Here is a 16,365-nt window from a genome sequence, read left to right as displayed (position 1 = left end):
CCGTGATAAGCGAGTTGGGGTAGTTGGCCAGGGCGTCCGCGACGCGGTTGCCCGACACGATGGCCGAGCTCAGGCGTGTCGGCGAAGTCGATTCCGTTGGGTCAGAGCAGAAGCCCAAGGGCTTTCGCACGGGCCGTCGCCATCGTCCGACTGCTGACTTTCAGCTTTGAATTGATGTGCTTGGCATGGGTTTTGACGGTGTAAGGGGAGAGCGAGAGGATTTTTGCGATCTCGAAGTTGGAGTAGCCCTTGGCGATCAGGCTGAGTACTGCCAACTCGCGCCGGCTCAGCAGCTCGATCTCCGGCGCTGGGGCCGTCTGCAAGTCTGCGACCGGCCCCGCTTGCAGGCTGGACCCCATGGCTTCCAGATGGGTTCCCATGAGCAGGTTGTGTTGGCCTTGGCTTATGGCCATGGCGGCAGCCGAGGCCAGGAGCCGTTCTGCCTTGTGCAGATCCCCCCTCAGGCGGACAACTTCAGCCAAGGCATGCTGGGCCTGGCAGACGATGATATTGAAAGCATTGCCCTCGGCGCGTTGCAGCAGTTGGTCGAGCAGCGTGTTGGCCTCGCCGAAGGAACCCCGGGAGCACAGCACTTCTGCTTGAAGGAAACCCGCCAGGGCGTAAAGGTCGGGGTAGGCACTGGGCGGTGTGAGGGCATGCTCACCTTCGTACTGCTCACGTACGCGGGAGAGCAATCGGGATGCCGATTCGTAGTGATTGGCCTTCATCCAGATCCTGGCGGTGCACAGGTCGAGGACGCCTCTGTAAATCACTTCGGCAACGTTCCAGGAGTGCATCAGTCGTTGCGCATCCGCTAGTCGCTGTTGTGCAGTTGCGAAGTCGCCATTGTTGGCATCGAGCTGCGCAAGTATCGCCGGGGCGTGGCAAGCCACCGGATTACGGCTTGCACAGGAGAGCAACAGACCTTCTTCCAAGGCCTCGCGAGCCTGCCGCTCTTGTCCCGTCAGGATCAGGAGCCAGCCGCGCCGGATCAACGCCGCACCTTGCAGGAGTGCCGAGTCCGGGCCCTGGACCAATAGTTGATCGAATTGGTCCAGGGCCTGCAGGGCCCGAGGCAGATTGCCGGCCAGTTCCTCGATCAGCACTTCGTCCAGTATCAGCAGGCACTCGAACAGCGTTTCTCCCTTGCGGCGGGAAAGCTCGATACCTTGGTGTTGAAGGCGCTTGGCCGTCACGACGTCACCCATGGTCAGGCTGGCACGCGTCAGGCATGAGAAGCAGAGAATCATCTGCGCCCAGCGCTCATTTCTCGCGAGGCGGTCTAGAGCTCGGCATCCAATTCTCTGCGCCTCCTGCGCGTGCCCCTGATGCAGAGCCAGCTCGGCGCTCAGGGCAAGGTGCAGGTCGAAGTCTTGCTCTGCGATGAGCTGGATGGTGCGCTCGGCCTGTTCCAGGCGTCCCCCTAGCAGCAGGGCCCTGGAAACGACTTCCAGAGCTTGCGGGTTCTGCTCGATCCAGGCGATGCCGAGCTGATCGATACCTTCCAGGAGGTAGTTCAGGTTCTGCCCGATGAGCAGCTCCCGTGTGGCGATCTGGCCCATTGAGACCAGCGCGCGTGAGGCGTCCGGGATGGCCAGCGCGTAGCGGAAGGCTTCGACGTGGGCGCCGGCCAGGTGCAGCCATTGGCTAGCGGCGAGCAAGGGAGGGGCCTGGTCGGGATAGCGCTCTTGCAGAAGTCGCTTGAGCGGTGCGAACAGAGTGAAGTGGTCCGTGGAGCCCGGCAGACGACGCAGGAAAACCTGCTCGCTACGCAGCTTGCGCAAGGCCATGGGATCATCGGCCAGGAATGCGCAGAGCGGGCCGTCGACGAATGGCGCATGGGCGATGACGCGCAGAAGAGAGAGCATCTCCTTCGGCAGGTGCTCCAGGACTTCGCTGTCAAGATAATCCTCTACCAGTGAATTGCGATGCAGCAGGCCGAAGGGCCTGTCGACTCCCGACCGCAGAGACAACAGGTGCAGACTGATGCCTGCTATCCATCCGTCGCTCTGTCGCTGTAGTTCCACTGCGGAGATACGTCGGCTCAGCTTCAGCTGAGAGAGCAGCAGCTTTATCTCGGCTTCGGTCAGCGCCAGTTCCTCTGCACCCAGCAGGGTGAGTTCGTCGGCCAACAGCCACCTGCCGACTCTCCAGGAGGGAAGTCGACGTGTGCAGACCAGCCACTGGAGTGTGGTTGGGCAGTGCTCGAACAGGTGCTCGAGCCATTTGTCCGTGGTTTTCTCCGGGCAGTAGCCATCCAGCACGACGAGGCCCTGTTGTCGGTGCTTCAGTACTTCTTCCACCGATGGCGACAGTTCATCGAGGTCCAGGGCCTCGGCGAACTGGGCACGGAGATTCTCAAGGCCTTTCTCAACACTGTGCAGGTCGAGCCACACCACTGGGCAATGAGGCAGACGTGCAGCGAACTGTCGGGCCAGTTCGCTCTTGCCGAACCCCGCCGGAGCGCAAAGCAGGCGAATGCGTCGACCAGAATCCAGGTTCTCCAATAGGCGAGGGCGCACAAGCAGGCCGGGCGCCTTCGATACTTCATCAGGATGGGTCATGTTTTCTGCTCGCCTGATTCCTGGTTGAGTGGCTGTGAGAGAGTCCTGATGACAGCATTCATACCACCATCCCGGCACGTGCTTCAGGAGAAACGCGCCGAGTGGCAATGCTTCCACTCGTCATTCATCTGGGGTTGCTTGATCCTGAGTTCCGTCCAGGGCGTTCCGCCCCGGACGGATAAAGTCTCAACGGACCCCGCTCTTGCGCAGCGCCGAAGGCGTGAAGTCGCTCATTCTTGCCGTGAACCCATACTCCATGCTGCGATCTTCCTCGTTCTTCATGCCCAGCGCGACATAGCGTCCGGCCAGCAGGTCGTACAGCACTTCGAGCGTGTAGCCCATGTGCTGTTGGTTGAAGTAGTGCTTGGCATGGCCTTCGCCGACACGCCAGAGCTGGCCACGACCGTCGTAGTGCTCGGACAAGGCAATTTGCCAGCTATCCTCGTCCACGTAGAACACGCGCTTGGCGTAGATGTTGCGCTGTCCTTCGCGCAGGGTGGCCTCGACCACCCAGACCCGGTGCAGCTCATAACGGGTCAAGTCCTGGTTGATGTGCCCAGGCTTGATGACTTCGTCATACCTGAGCGCAGGCGAGTCCAGCTCGTAGCTGTTGTAGGGGATGTACATCTCGCGCTTGCCCAGAAGCCTCCAGTCATAGCGATCCATCGCGCCGTTGAACATGTCGTGGTTATCGGTGGTGCGCAGTCCATCGGAGGCGGTGCCTGGCCCGTCGTAAGCGACCTGGGGCGCGCGTCTTACGCGGCGCTGACCGGCGTTGTAGACCCAGGCCAGGCGCGGCTCCTTCACCTGGTCCAGAGTCTCATGGACGAGCAACACGTTGCCGGCCATGCGCGCGGGGGACGTGACCGTTTGCTTGAACAACTGCAGCAGATTGCGCGCGCGCTGCGGGTCGATGCCCTCCGCCAGGGCCGGTTCGACGACCTCTTCCTCGAGGTGAACCATGGTGTACTGGCCGTTTACCTGGGGGGTGGCCTGGGTGATCCAGCGTCGGAAATTGCCACCTAGGTAGCGGGTCTGGTGGTTCCAGATCACCTCCGTACCAGTCCTGGGCTGCGGGAAGGGATAGTGGCCAGTCGTGAAGTTCTCGATGCTTAGACCATCGGCGCCGAGTCGGACGACCTTGGCATTGGTCTCAGCGGCATCGTACATGCGTTGTGGCAGAGCCAGGGTGCGGTGGCTCGGGTAGACCGGCAAGCGGTAGGTTTGCGGATAGCGACGCAGCATTGCCAGTTGGCCTTCGCTAAGGTTCTTGCGGTATTTCTCGGCGCTTTCCGCAGTGATGACGAACAGTGGCTTTTCCCCGGTGAACGGGTTTGCCTGGAAGCCCCTGTCATTGATACTCGCCGCATCGGTCGGCAATCCGCCGGTCCAGGCCGGGATAGTGCCCTCCTGATTGCCGATCTTTTCAGCCCCCAGAGGCGTGAGGCCGATAAGGTCGGCAGCGCCTGCAGAGGCGGTCGACAGGGCTATGGCCAGGACGTACGCGGGCGACCAAAAGTGCTTTTTCATGGCGTTATCCTTGAATTAGAAGCTGGCGCTGAAACTGACAGCGACGTAGTCACGATCGGTGTTGGGGTTGTATCGCCCGTCGAAGAAATCGACGTAGGAGAGCGAAGCGCCATAACGGTTCAGGTAGTTGGCGTTAAGCGCCAGGTACGCCGACTTGGAACCCTCATTGAAGTTGGGGCCGTAACCGTCGACATCATGGGACCAGGCAATCTCGGGAATGAGGTTGATGCCGGCGAAGACGTTGCTGTACTCAAGGCTGGCGGCCAGGCGATAGCCCCATGAGCTGCTGCTGAAGTAACCGTGCCCGTTGCAGAAGCGCGGATTGTCGGGGTTGAGCACGGTCTCGCACACGCCAGGCGTTGCGACCTCACCGTAGCCATAGATAGAGTCGCGGCCGAAGCGCAGCTCACCCGGACCACTCTTCAGGCCGTTGATTCGGTTGTAGGCCACCTCGCCCGCGAGAGCGAGGCGTTGCGCACCTGCGACCTGCTCGATCAAGTGGACAGCACCGAGTTGGAATTGAGTGACCGGCATGCGCTTGTAGCCGGCCAGGTCGGCGCCGGGGGTGAGGGGGCCGTCCTGTATCACCTCCGGGCTCGTTGGGCCGAGAATCGAGTCCAGACCGAGGGCTGCGAAGGTCAGGTCGGTGCTATTGAGCGCCAGAGGCATGTTCGGCCGATAACTGATCTCGCCGGTAACCGCAGTGGCGCCCAGGGTGGTCTGGAAGCTCAGACCATACAGGCGCATATCTTCGGGGTACTCGATGAAGTAACCGGTGTTGGGCGTGTTACCTATCAGGTTGGGATCGAAGGCCGGGTCGGACGGGTCCAGTACCGCGCTGTTGACCAGGCTGTATACCGGCAATCTGCTGTGCAGATTCATGGCATAGATGCCGATCTCGCTGTCGTTCAGCTGCGGGACGAACCAACGCAGGGCCACCCCGTACTGGCCGGTGTCACTGGCGTCGCGGTCTTTAAGGCGTGGCAGGAATATGGCGTTAGCGGGATCGAAATCGCTGCCGAAGATCAGGTTCCTATCGTTGCAACCATCGGCGGCGACGTCAGTACTGGAGTAAAAGGTGCCGCAGTTGTCGATGACCGTCTTGGCCCACTCCAGCTGGTAGAAAGCCTCCATAGATAAGCTGTCGCTCAGGTCCTGGGCAACATAGAACATGTTGACAGGGATCAGCCCTTCCTTGATCTCCGCACCTGGGCGGCGGAAGGCCGCGACGTCGACAGGGTTGATCTGATTGACGCCACGAATGAACAGGTTCTCCCCCCAGCTGACCACCTGCTTGCCAAGGCGCACCGTGCCAGCCAGGTCATTGATCTCGTAGCCGGTATAGACGAAGGCGTCGAGGAACTCTGCACCGGAAGCCTTGGCGCTGCGTGCACGGCCGTGGTCGTCAATGTCGTAGAGGTGCTGGTGGCCATCCTTCAGTTCGAAGTCGTACCAGTACTTGCCGCGGACGAAAAGGCCGGAATCACCGTACTTCAGTTCGAGGTCGTGGACGCCCTTGAAGATGCTGGAGATCACCTCGTGCTTCTTGAAGTTCAGTCGGCCATCATCGGCCGTGGTCGTCGATGACGTGCCGCCGTTGGCAACGCCAATGAAGTCCTTATCCGAATCGCGCGTCGCCCAACTGGTGCCGACGGACAGCGAACTGTCGAAACTCCCCTGAATCTCCCCGATGTCGAAGTTCACGGCCTGGGCCTGGGAGGCCAGGAACAGTGTAACGAGGGGCAGCAGTACGGGTTGCCGCCAGCTATTTGTTGTTCTTGTCGTCATAGCGTTTCCTGTGAAGTGGTGCCGTTTGGCGGCATCAGACTCACAGACAGGGCTCGACGAGGTGAATGCCTCTTAATGGGTATTCGCCAATACCCCCAGTGTCGCGTCATACCGCTGATGCGGCGCCCCGGCCTTACACTTCGCGCTCGCTCATAGGGTGCGCTGCGTGCACCAAGCCATGCCGATGGACGCTCAGTGCAATTTTGGAGGAGGTACGGCGGTGGTGGTGAGCGTCCTTGCCCACCTTGGCTGGCAGCGGATTACCTGGCGGTCGATTTCGGCGCCAGGCTGGAGAGGTAGTGGACCGTGGCCTTGAGTTCGTCTTCCGAGAGCAAGCCGGCCATGGCGTTCATGGCCTGGGTAGGGTCTTGGCGCTGCCCCTGCTTGAAGGCCTGCAACTGGTCGAGAAGATAGCCTTCGCCCTGTCCGGCGATGCGTGGGCCGAGGGGACCACCGGAGAGGTTTTCTCCGTGGCAGGCAATGCATCCTCTGGCGGCGACAACGGCTTTCCCATGTTTCGCCAGTGCTGCATCCTGGCCCGGTGCCTCCGTGGTTTCCGGCGTCTGCCTGGAGAAGTAGTCCGCCAGGGACTTGATCTGGGCATCGGTCAGGCTCGCGGCCAGCGGCCCCATCTGCGCGCTGTGGCGGCGACCCTGGGCGAAGGCGTGCAGCTGGGACTCGATATAGGGCGCTGGCTGGCCGGCCAGCGCCGCGTACTGCCCGTCACGGGGCTGTCCCCTGACGCCGTGGCAGAGCGCGCAGGAATCCTGAATCTGCGGCCAGGGCCCTCCGTTGGCCTCGTAGTCGCTGTAGTAGCCATCCAGGGCATCCATGAATCGATAGCCCGTCAGCAACTCCGGACCCAGCAGGGTGGCTGCCGCCGCGAGGCCAGCCGTGATCACCGTGGTGCCGATAAGAAAGGGTCGTTTCATTGCGAAGCTCCCAGGCCCTGGACAAGTGATTGGAGCGCCTGGAGGACGGCCAGGCGTCCGGAGCGAAGGGTTCCGAAGATCGAGAAGCGTTGGGCGCTCCAGGGTTCATGGCCTAGGTTGGTGGCCAGGGCCATCAGCGCCGCCGCCGCGATGGCTACCCCAAGTACGGTGGCACGTTTCATCAGGCGCTCCTCCGTGCCTTGGCAAGCGCTTGCAGGGCTTCCAGTGCCGCCCTGTGTCCCGAGCGCACCGCGCCGTCCATTGAGCTGGCCCAGATGTCGGCGGTTTCGGTACCCGACCAGATCAGGCGACCCACCGCGGGTTTCAGGTAATGGCCCCATTTCGTCAGGAAACCGGGGGGGATGGACGCGACGCAGGTCAGGGTCCAGGGGTCTACCTTGCCCCAGTCGTAGTCGTGGAACTGCTTGGGATGCAGCGCTTCGTCACCCAGGGCCTGGGCGAAGATGCCCGAGAGAATGCTCCCTGCTCGCTTGGCGTCATGGGGCAGTTGGGCGGTTCTGACAAAGGTGGCGAGTACGCCGACGCGTCCGTCTGGCGGTGAGTTGTCGTAGGAGAGAATCACCGGACCATCGGCCTGGGTGATCTGCCCGTTGAGTCCCTTTTCGCGCCAGAACGGCCGGTCGTAGACATGCACGGTCTTGCGCATCGGCGCATGGGACGGCCAGAGGCGTTGCAGTTGTGCGCGGCCCTCGGGCAGCGCGGGTTCGAAGGCGATCTGATTGCACAGCGCCGGGTGCAGCGCGGCGATAACCTGGCGTGCACGGATCAGGCCCAGGTCGGTATGGATCTCGACGATATCGCGATCCCAGCCGACGATCTTGCGCACGGGGCTGGACAGCCGCACCTTTTCGCCTAGGGCCTCCCGCATCCGGGCGCACAGGACCTGGGAGCCACCGACGAAGCGGGTTTCCTGGGCGCCGCCCTTGAAGCCTTCGAGCTTCTCCATGCTGCTGTCGGCGGAGTTGATCAGCGAGAGATAGTGCAGCAGCGACAGGTTGGAGGGCGGCGTTCCCGTGGTGAGGCCGATGGAGGCGTCGAAGCTCAACCGCCCTTCATTGTCGATGCCCTGCTGGTCCAGCCACTGGCCGACCGACAGCTTGTCGATGGCGGCTGCGTCGGTCGCGGTCCAAGGTTCCCTGCTAGGGACTCGCCGCGCCAGTTCATCGAGCTTCATGACGACCGGGGCGTGGCTATTCTGGCCGCTGGATAGGTCCTGCTCATACTTGGCGCCACCCACCAGGTAGACGTTCCTGCCCTGGTAGTAGGTGGGGAAGGTATCGACTTCCAGCTCGCGGGCTAGGTCGAAGATGGCGGTCTGGCCCGGGCCGATCCATTGCCCGCCGGCCTCGGAGATGACGCCGTCGCCCAGGTCGTGGTTGTAGGTGCGCCCGCCCACGCGGTCCCGGGCCTCCAGTACCACGAAGGACTCGCAGCCAGCGCGCTGCAGATCCCGTGCGGCGGTCAGGCCGGCCAACCCTCCACCGATGATCGCCACGTCAAGAACATCGTCCTGTCGCGCTGAAGCGTCCTGAGCCATGGACCGGCCGGCCAAGGCCACTCCGCCCACCAGTGTCGCGCTTCCAATCGCCTGCAGGAGCAGGCGCCGCTGGCGCGCCGACAGCGACAGTTCATTGTTGTCTGAATCCATCTTCGCCTCGGTCAACTCTGTTGTTTTAATTCGAATAACTGACGTTATGTAAATTAACTCACAACGAGTCATGTGCAAAGAGAAGAATGGCAGGGCTGTCGCAAAAGCGTTGGGTGTCGCAGGCGGATAGCCGCCGTGGCGGACACCGGGTCTGCCGCGGCGGAGTTTGGGGGAGGGCGGCGTCAGGGCAGGGTGAAGAGCACCTTCACCTTGTCGTTGACGGCGCTTCTGTCGACATAGCCGATGGCGTTCGATTCCTCGGCGACCAGCGCCACCACTGCGGCGTCATCGGCGGCGCTTCGCAGCGGCTGGCCCTTGCCGGTGAACACCAGGCCGGACCAGTAGGACTTGAGCTGCGACTCGTTCTTGCCGGTCACGCTGCCGTAGAACTTCTCCTTGGTCGGGTTCCAGCCTGCCTGGTCGATGCCTTTGAGGCGCGTGTCCTTGCCGAGGAAGATGTTGGCTACATCCGATTGGCTGGGGGCGGCGCTGGTGCCAGCGTTCACCACCACCACCACTTCGGAGTGAGCCTGGGTGGCTGCCAATAGCAGGGCGATGGCCAGCACGGCCTTTGAAAACGGCTGCATGAGGTCACTCCTTAGAACACGAAGTCGATGCCGACGCTGATGATGTCGCCGTCATAGTTGCGCGGGGGGATGCCGGCCGCACCATTGCTGGCAACGAAGCTGGCGTGATCGAAGGTCTCCTGGGCGCTTTCGACGAAGGTGCCGCGATAGCCATTGCCCCGGGTGTCCACCCGCTTGTACTCGCCCTTGAGGATGAGGGTCGGCGCCAGGTTGTAGTTCAGGCCATAGGTCCAGGAGCTCTGGCGGCCATTGTCTTCATCCAGTTGTGCATAGGTGACGTGGAGCAGCACGTCACCTATGCGACGACCGCCCATCAGGTAGAACGCGTCGATGCTGCCTTCCTGGTCCGCCTCGCTGTTGTTGCTGGTCCATTCGTTGGAGGTGATCCAGGTCCCATTGTCGTACTGGTAACCGATAGAGGTGAACTTGGCCTTCTGTAGATCCAGTTGCTTGAAGCTGACGCTGGTCGGCACACCGCCCGGTGCCATTACCAAGGCCGTGATGTCGGCGTCGACATCGGCTTCGGCGTAGCCGGCGCGCAATGCGCCGAAGTCGTTGGTTTCCAGGGTGACGTTGGCGGCGAAGACCTTCTTGTAGTCGATGTCGTAGAGGTCATCCAGGGTGAACAGGTTGCGGTTGACCGCCTGGCCGCCGGCTACCTGGAACGCCAGGGAGCCGATGCCGATGGGCAGGCTGTAGAGGAGGTCGCCGCCTTCGTAGTTGCTCAACTGGACCTGACTGTAGACCTCGTCGGGCAGTCGAACCCAGGGGTGGGTGAAGCCCACGTCGAGGGTTTCCGAGTACATGTACACCGGCAGGCGCAATCGGCCCGCGCGCAAGGTCAGGCCGTCGGTGGCGGCCCAGGAGAGGTAGGCCCACTCCAGGTTCGATTTCCAGGTGTCCTGCTCCGCCTTGGCGGTGGCCTGGACGGTCACGCCCAGGCTGTCGGTCAATCCGTACTGGAACTGGGCGCCTAGCTTGGAAAGCTGGTCCCCGCGCCAGGAGTCAGTGGTCTGGCCGTTGATGCCATAGCTGCGTCCGCTGTCCTCTCCCCCCAGGTAGGTGAGGCCGGCGCTGCCGAAACCATTGAATCGATATTCGCCCTGTTCCAGGGCGATGGCCGGGGCGCTCGCGATGAGGCCGGCCAGACCGAGTGTTCTAATGCCTTGCATGCTGTTACTGCTCATGTGGTTGGGAAAGGTCAGATGCGGAACTGGGCGGTGGCGCAGCGCAGCTGCTCACCGGTATCCACGAGTTGTTCGCCCAGGCGCGCGGTGGCGTCGGCTCCCAGGGTCGTGGCCTGGGTGTCCTGCTGCAGGGCTTCGGTGTCCTGCTGGATCGAGCGGGAGAGTCCGATCTGCTCCTGGGTGAACTGGGCGATGCCCGCGTTCAGCTCATCGATCAGGAGTACGGCGCGGGTGATCGCCTCCAGGGTCCGCGTGGCCTGGTCGGAGCTTTCGATGCTGGCCCTGGCCTTTGCGCCATTCAGCGTCATTGCCTGCAGGACGCCATTGGCGCTGTTCTGCAGGCGCTGGATGATGGCCTGGATCTCCGCGGTGGACGCGGCGGTCTTCTGTGCGAGGTTGCGCACCTCGTCGGCCACCACGGCGAAGCCGCGTCCCTGCTCGCCGGCGCGCGCCGCCTCGATGGCGGCATTGAGTGCGAGGAGGTTGGTCTGTTCGGCGATGCTGCGGATCACCGTCAGCACGGAGCCGACCTGCTGGGTCTCTTCGTCCAGTTTCTGCATCGCCTGCACCGAACCCAGTACGCTGCTGCCGAGGTCGCCGATGCTCGAGGACAGGTTGTCGATGTTCCGTCGCGCCTCGTCCGCCTGGCGGGTGGCGGCGCTGGCCTCTTCGGAGGCTTGCCGCGAGCGCTGCGCCACTTCCTGGATGCTGCCCGCCATGGTGCCGATGTCGCGGTTGATGGAGTCCGTGCGTTCCTGTTGGGAGCGGGCGCTCTCTTCGGCCCCCTGGGTCAGGCGATGCAGCTCCCTGGACATCTGCTCCAGCGGGTCGGCCGTTTCGATGATGGCGCGAATGGTGCCCTGCAGCCGGTCCAGTAGGCCGTTGAACAGGTTGATCATCTCGCCGATTTCATCGTCGGACTGGACGTTCACGTGGCGTGTCAGGTCTCCGTCGCCGCTGGCGATGGCCCTGAGCGACGCGATGACACCTCGCACGTTGGTCATGACCTGGCGAATCACCAACACGGCACCGAGGCTCACCAGCAGCAACAACATGAGGCTGAGCAGATAGCCGACGCGCGTGGTCGTGGCATTGTCCTTCCGGACCTGGGTGAGGCCGGTCTGGAAGTCCGTGTAGACATCATTGCGGAAGCGGTCTCCCGCCTCCCGGGCCTGGCTGAGGTCGCTGGCCATGCGGTTCAGGTTCGGTCGAACCTCGTCGAAGGAGGCATCTACGAGCAACCGTTCGGTTGTCGCAAGCGCGTTTTCGGCGTAGCGCTCTATGGCGTTCGTCCAGTCCCGCAGCTCGTCACTCCTGCCGTTTCGCCCGTCTGTCAACGACTTCAGCTCCGCCAGCCTGGCCTGCACGTCCACCAGCGTGGTGCGGGCCTCTTCGAGGGTTTCCCGTTCGCCGGCGGCGACGGCTCCATTGAGCAGGTCGGGAACGCGAGCGAACTGGAAGATCACCCGATCCGCGCTCTCCAGTGTCGGATAGCTCAGGGTCTCCAATTCCAGCAGGCGGTTGTCGTTGTCGTTCAGCTGCACGGCGGTGTAACCCACGAACAGCAGCAGGCCCAGCAGGGCGACGGTTGGCGGAAGAGAGAGTTTCAGAGTCAGTGGCATGGAGTTGAACATGGGTCTGTCGCTCTTGGTGGAACCTGTGTGAGTCGTGAAAGAACGCCCGGCGCGCCTGGCCGCGGGCGCAGCGGGCCTTGCCGGTTGCCGGTCGTGGAGGCTCCACGGTCGGTACCGGCCCGCTGGCGGGGTGGCAATCTGGGGGCGTGCCGCGCTCTGCGACGCGGCAGTCCGGCGGCGTTTCCGGTGGTCTACATCCGGTCTCGCCCATCCAGCTGTGACCATGCCGTATCGACTGCGCGCTTCTGTGAGTCGCTCAGTCGTTCCAGGAAGAACAGGCGTCGGCGTTCCTCCTGGCTCGGCAGGGCGATGTCCGGCAGTAGTCTCCGGTTTCGCTCGCGGGTCAGGTCGAGGCTGGGCGTGAAGTGCGTAGCCCTGGCGTTGCGTGCGGCGTTGCGCGGGTCCAGCAGGTGGTTGATGAAACGATAGGCCGCGGCCTTGTTGGGGGCATCGCGCGGAATGGCCAGGCTGTCGATGAACATCAATCCGCCTTCCTGGGGAATCAGGAAACGGAGTTCGCCATTCTGGTTGGCCAGGGAGGCGATACCGTTCCAGGTGACAGTTGCGCAGATACGGCCCTGGGCCAACTGTTCCACCAGGTCGGCGAAGCCGGACGGGCCCAGGGGAATACCCAGGTCATGGAGTTCTCGCGTGGCCTTCTCGATGCCCCGCGCACTCTGGCTACGCAGGTTCTTGCCCCGGTAGTTGAGGAAGACCGAGAGCATCTGTTCCGGCTCGTTGTGCAGGACGGCGCCGCAGGATTTCAAGCTGTTGGCGTTGGCGGGGTCGAACAGCAGGCCCCAGCTGTTCGTCACCGGTCCCTGCAATGCCCGGGCAGCGGCCTTTTGATGGACGACCAGTCCGGCGATACCCCACATGTAGGGCACGACGAAGCGTTCCGCGCGGTTCTTCGACGACAGCCTGGCCAGCAGTTCACCGCTCACTTCGGCTCGATTCGGCAACAGCTGCAGGTCCAGTTCGAGCAGTTGCTTCGCCTTGATCATGCGTTCGAGCTGGAAGTCGGTGGGGACTATCACGTCGTAACGCTGCCCCGCTGCCAGGTCAGCCTCCAGCTCGGCGGCGGTGGTGAACTGGCTGTAATCGACCCGGATGCCGGTATCCCGCTCGAAGTCGTCAATCACTTCGGGGTCTATGTACTCGGCCCAGTTGTGCACTCTGACGACGTCGCCCGCTGTCACCTGGACCGCGGTGAAAGCCATCCAGAAGCCTGCCAGCAGGCTCGTTCGCAAACGCTTTCCGCGTTTGCCTTGAGACGATGGAGTTACCTTTCTGGACAGCGACAGCGCCATGTTTAACAGGTCCATCCTAGCCCTCACCACTTGGTTGCGGTTTAATTATTATTTCATGTGTTACGCAAAATACAGGAGTTTCGGAATCGTGCAAGGGAAAAAGCGTCAGATACGCGCAGCCGGCACCAGGCGCGGGGCGTGGCGTGGCGTGGCGTGGCGTGGCGTGGCGCGTATTCAGGAGGAGTGAGGGGTTAAGTCAAGGAAGGCTTGGGAGGGAAGGGCGACGGGCCCTGCGACGGGCCCGGGAGCGAATGGATTACTGCGCGGATGCCTTGCCTCTGGACGGGCGCTTGGTGGGGGCGGGCGGTGAAATCAGGATGATCAATGCATCGAGCAGGGCCTGGCCGCGTTGCGCGCTGAAGCGTTCAGGCTCGATTGGCAACATCATCAGCCAACCGTCGCTGATGGCGCTGACCTGGTCGGCCAGCAGATCGGCCGCGATATCGTCGCGAATCTTGCCCTTGGCCTGGCCTTCTTCCAGCACTGCGGTGAATACCTGGCGGAAGCGTGCGTAACGCTGCTTGATGACGACGGCGAAGGCGGGTTCGTGACGGGCGTGGGTCAGCAGTTGCAACCAGGCCAGCCAATTGTCCGGTTCGTCGGACGTGGTCCAGTCGAGCCATTGCCGGATGAGCGCCCTGATATCAACCTGCTCGCGGTTGGTTTCCAGCAAGGCATCCACCCTGTCGAATAGGTTCTGCGCCACGGCGCTGACCATCTCTTCCTTGTTGGCGAAGTAGTAGGTCACGGCGCCCGTAGTGCAGCCGGCGTGCTGCGCCACCTTGCGCATCGAGGCCCCGGCGTAGCCCTCCTGCGCAATTACCGCGATCGCGGCTGCCAGCAGCTCGGCGCGCTTGGCGTTATGGTCGCCGACAGGCCTGCCCCGACGTGCGACGGGTTCGGACTCGCTGTCACTCGTGCGCTGGGTTTCGGTTCGAGGGCGGGTTTTGGCGTCGGACATGGGGGCTCTGGAAGATTGTCAGGTCAGTTTGAAGTATTGCTGCCCGGCTGCAACGGCGGGTGAGCGCGGCCCAGCATAGGGAAATAATTGGAATAAAGCACTCCAGGAGCGCCGGGGTAGCCGCATGACGCGCGGAACCACCCCGACGATGCTTGCCTTAGTCGTCGGCGCGGAAGATCACCGGCTTGATGTCGGTGAACTTGGCGATATCACCGAGCACTTCCAGCGTCTTCGGCGAGATAAGGGCGGCATCGATGGCCGGCTGGTCTGCGAAGCGCAGGATCGCCAGCGCGGCCAGGGGCTGCGAGCCCGAGGCCGGGAAAAGCACTTCCGCCGATTGCAGGCCGAACTCGCCCCACGCGGCTTGTGCAAGGGGCAGGTGGGTGGTCACGTAGTAGTTGCGGTCGAAACGGGATTCGGCGGTCAAGGGGTAGCTGACGGTCAGGGTTGCCATGAAAAGTCCTTGTGCGGGTTGTTGGTAGTGTTGCTGTGGGATGTTCAGTCGCTTGCGCAACCGGCCACGGCCACCGCGCGGATCTCCAGGCGCAGCCCGGGCAGGGCCAGTTGCGAGATGCCCACTGCGGTCCAGGAGGGGTAACGATCGGGGAAGTACTGGTCCTTGACCTGCGCGAAGGCCTGCATATCACCCTGCAACTCGGTGTGGAAGGTCATCAACTCAACCACATCGGCCAGGGTGGCACCTGCCGCTTCAAGCACATTCTTCAAGCCTTGGAAGGCAAGATGCGCCTGCTCTTCGACATCCTTGCCCGGCGTCATGGTGGCGTCGATTCCGACCTGGCCAGACACCCAGATCATGTCGCCCACGCGGGTGGCCTGGGAAAAGTGGAAGTTGTCGTAGAACACCTGGGTGGGTGGCGGATTGATGGACTGTCGCTTCAGGTACTGGGCATTCATTCGCGGCGCTCCTGTCAGACGAGTTGGCGGAAGGTCGGGTGGCGGAAGGCGTCGCCGGCGTTCAGGGTCGACAGCTGCTCGGTGAACAGGACGCCTTGTCTCGGGTAGCCCGAATCGCTGTTCTCCGGTAGCGGGTGGAAGGTGGCGTCGTCGCCGAAGAAGCGGAAAACGAAGGTATGACGATCCGGGAAGTCGGTGTCGACCGGCGCACCACCGTGGAGCGAGCCGGGGTGCAGCAGCACAACGTCTCCGGGCTCGGTGGCCCAGGACAGAATTTCGTAGGCGTCAGGGTTTAGTCGGCGCTCGGCTTCGACATCCGGAAGGCGGGGCAGGGTGCTGCCGCCATGCAGGGGCTGGGTCGGATCGTTGGGGTCTATGAACGTGGTGCCGTCGTAGCGTGGGCCGCGATGAGAGCCGCGAACGATCTCCAGTGCATTTTTCCGGGGAACGGACTCGAAGCTGATCCAGGCATTACCCCAGTGGTTGCCGGCCCAGGGCAGGTAGGAGGTGTCCTGGTGCCAGAGGGTCCGGGAGCCATGCCCTCCGGCTTTGAGGAACACCTCTTCGGCGAAGTACCAGACATTTTTCGAGCCCCAGAGATCAGCGAACAGCTGGCCGAACGGAAGGGAAGCCACAAGTTCTTCCAGTCGTTCCTTGGCAAGCGGGTTGGCATTGTCGACATGGGATTGCTGCTCGGTTCCATTGAACATCCGGGTCGCGTGAGGACCGTGGTTCTCCAAGGCCCAGTCAAACGCCGCCCGGCAACGGGTCAGTTGCTCCTGGTTCAGCAGGCCCTTGATCAGAACCGCCCCGTCTGCCTGAAACGCCGTGCGTAGCGCGTCGTTCATGGTGCTGTCTCCTCTGAGGTTTTCTCTCGGATGGAGGGGAGACTAGCAGCGTGAAATATTTAACGCAACGCCTGTTATGTTAAAAATCGAGACCGAATCGATCGATCCCTTGAGTGGCTAGCTGGATGTTTAGTTAGCATTGGAATCTTGCCAGCTCTTGCGGGCGCGTAGAAACACGATGATGTCCGATTAGCCCAGACGAGAGGCAATGCTCTCTCGGTTCAGGCCCTGTAGCTCGTAGTACGGCTCGAGCTCTATGCGTACAGCGGTCAGTATCTGGCGGTAACTGAGCGCTTCCGTCTGGAGGCGCCGACGCAGGGTGCGAGAAGTGACGTGTAAGGCGTCGGCAGCGCTTTCTAAACTGGGCACGATCGCATGTTCCAACTTCGAAACGGATGCGCTTAGCCACGTCTGCGGCCAAGCCGCTGAATTGGTGCAGA

The 16,365-nt window shown here is 62.6% G+C and carries 14 protein-coding genes; all 14 read right to left on the bottom strand.

The features are described 5' to 3' along the window. Positions 1-101: 101 nt before the first annotated feature. Positions 102-2,564 (bottom strand): LuxR C-terminal-related transcriptional regulator, encoded by a 2,463-nt coding sequence (locus tag E8E95_RS20170; RefSeq protein WP_280353309.1) that lies wholly within the window; start codon positions 2,562-2,564, stop codon positions 102-104. Positions 2,565-2,750: 186 nt separating this feature from the next. After that, positions 2,751-4,094, bottom strand: a complete 1,344-nt coding sequence (locus E8E95_RS20165) for a DUF1329 domain-containing protein (RefSeq protein ID WP_280353305.1) — start codon at positions 4,092-4,094, stop codon at positions 2,751-2,753. Between the two features lie 15 nt (positions 4,095-4,109). Further along, positions 4,110-5,882, bottom strand: a complete 1,773-nt coding sequence (locus E8E95_RS20160; protein WP_280353302.1) for a DUF1302 domain-containing protein — start codon at positions 5,880-5,882, stop codon at positions 4,110-4,112. A gap of 260 nt (positions 5,883-6,142) precedes the next feature. Continuing rightward, the gene (locus E8E95_RS20155) at positions 6,143-6,814 is read right to left on the bottom strand and encodes a c-type cytochrome (protein WP_280353299.1); all 672 of its coding nucleotides are present in this window, start codon (positions 6,812-6,814) and stop codon (positions 6,143-6,145) included. After that, positions 6,811-6,996 carry a hypothetical protein gene (locus E8E95_RS20150; protein ID WP_179058731.1) on the bottom strand — a complete coding sequence of 62 codons (186 nt, stop codon included), beginning with the start codon at positions 6,994-6,996 and terminating at the stop codon, positions 6,811-6,813. Before E8E95_RS20150 ends, E8E95_RS20155 begins: the two co-directional genes overlap by 4 nt. Continuing rightward, on the bottom strand, positions 6,996-8,483 hold the full coding sequence (locus E8E95_RS20145) for an FAD-dependent oxidoreductase (protein WP_280353296.1): 1,488 nt from the start codon (positions 8,481-8,483) through the stop codon (positions 6,996-6,998). Before E8E95_RS20145 ends, E8E95_RS20150 begins: the two co-directional genes overlap by 1 nt. Before the next feature lie 182 nt (positions 8,484-8,665). Next, on the bottom strand, positions 8,666-9,070 hold the full coding sequence (locus tag E8E95_RS20140; RefSeq protein WP_179058729.1) for a phosphate ABC transporter substrate-binding protein: 405 nt from the start codon (positions 9,068-9,070) through the stop codon (positions 8,666-8,668). Positions 9,071-9,081: 11 nt separating this feature from the next. Continuing rightward, positions 9,082-10,242, bottom strand: a complete 1,161-nt coding sequence (locus E8E95_RS20135; RefSeq protein WP_280353292.1) for a porin — start codon at positions 10,240-10,242, stop codon at positions 9,082-9,084. Between the two features lie 29 nt (positions 10,243-10,271). Further along, complete coding sequence (locus E8E95_RS20130; RefSeq protein WP_280353290.1) at positions 10,272-11,891, bottom strand: methyl-accepting chemotaxis protein; 1,620 nt, start codon at positions 11,889-11,891, stop codon at positions 10,272-10,274. Positions 11,892-12,082: 191 nt separating this feature from the next. Beyond that, positions 12,083-13,141 (bottom strand): extracellular solute-binding protein, encoded by a 1,059-nt coding sequence (locus E8E95_RS20125; RefSeq protein WP_280353287.1) that lies wholly within the window; start codon positions 13,139-13,141, stop codon positions 12,083-12,085. A 316-nt stretch (positions 13,142-13,457) separates the two neighbouring features. After that, on the bottom strand, positions 13,458-14,162 hold the full coding sequence (locus E8E95_RS20120; RefSeq protein ID WP_280353285.1) for a TetR/AcrR family transcriptional regulator: 705 nt from the start codon (positions 14,160-14,162) through the stop codon (positions 13,458-13,460). Positions 14,163-14,319: 157 nt separating this feature from the next. Continuing rightward, on the bottom strand, positions 14,320-14,616 hold the full coding sequence (locus tag E8E95_RS20115; RefSeq protein WP_280353283.1) for an EthD family reductase: 297 nt from the start codon (positions 14,614-14,616) through the stop codon (positions 14,320-14,322). A gap of 44 nt (positions 14,617-14,660) precedes the next feature. Beyond that, entirely contained in the window at positions 14,661-15,077 is a 417-nt protein-coding gene (locus tag E8E95_RS20110) for a RidA family protein (protein WP_280353280.1), read from the bottom strand. Positions 15,078-15,091: 14 nt separating this feature from the next. Then, a complete protein-coding gene (locus E8E95_RS20105) occupies positions 15,092-15,925 on the bottom strand; it encodes a phytanoyl-CoA dioxygenase family protein (protein ID WP_280353278.1) in 834 nt (277 codons plus the stop codon). Between the last annotated feature and the right edge of the window lie 440 nt (positions 15,926-16,365).

It is taken from the genome of Pseudomonas sp. BN414 (assembly GCF_029871275.1).
Classification (GTDB): Bacteria; Pseudomonadota; Gammaproteobacteria; order Pseudomonadales; family Pseudomonadaceae; genus Metapseudomonas; species Metapseudomonas resinovorans_C.
This window is presented reverse-complemented; position numbering and strand designations above follow the sequence as displayed.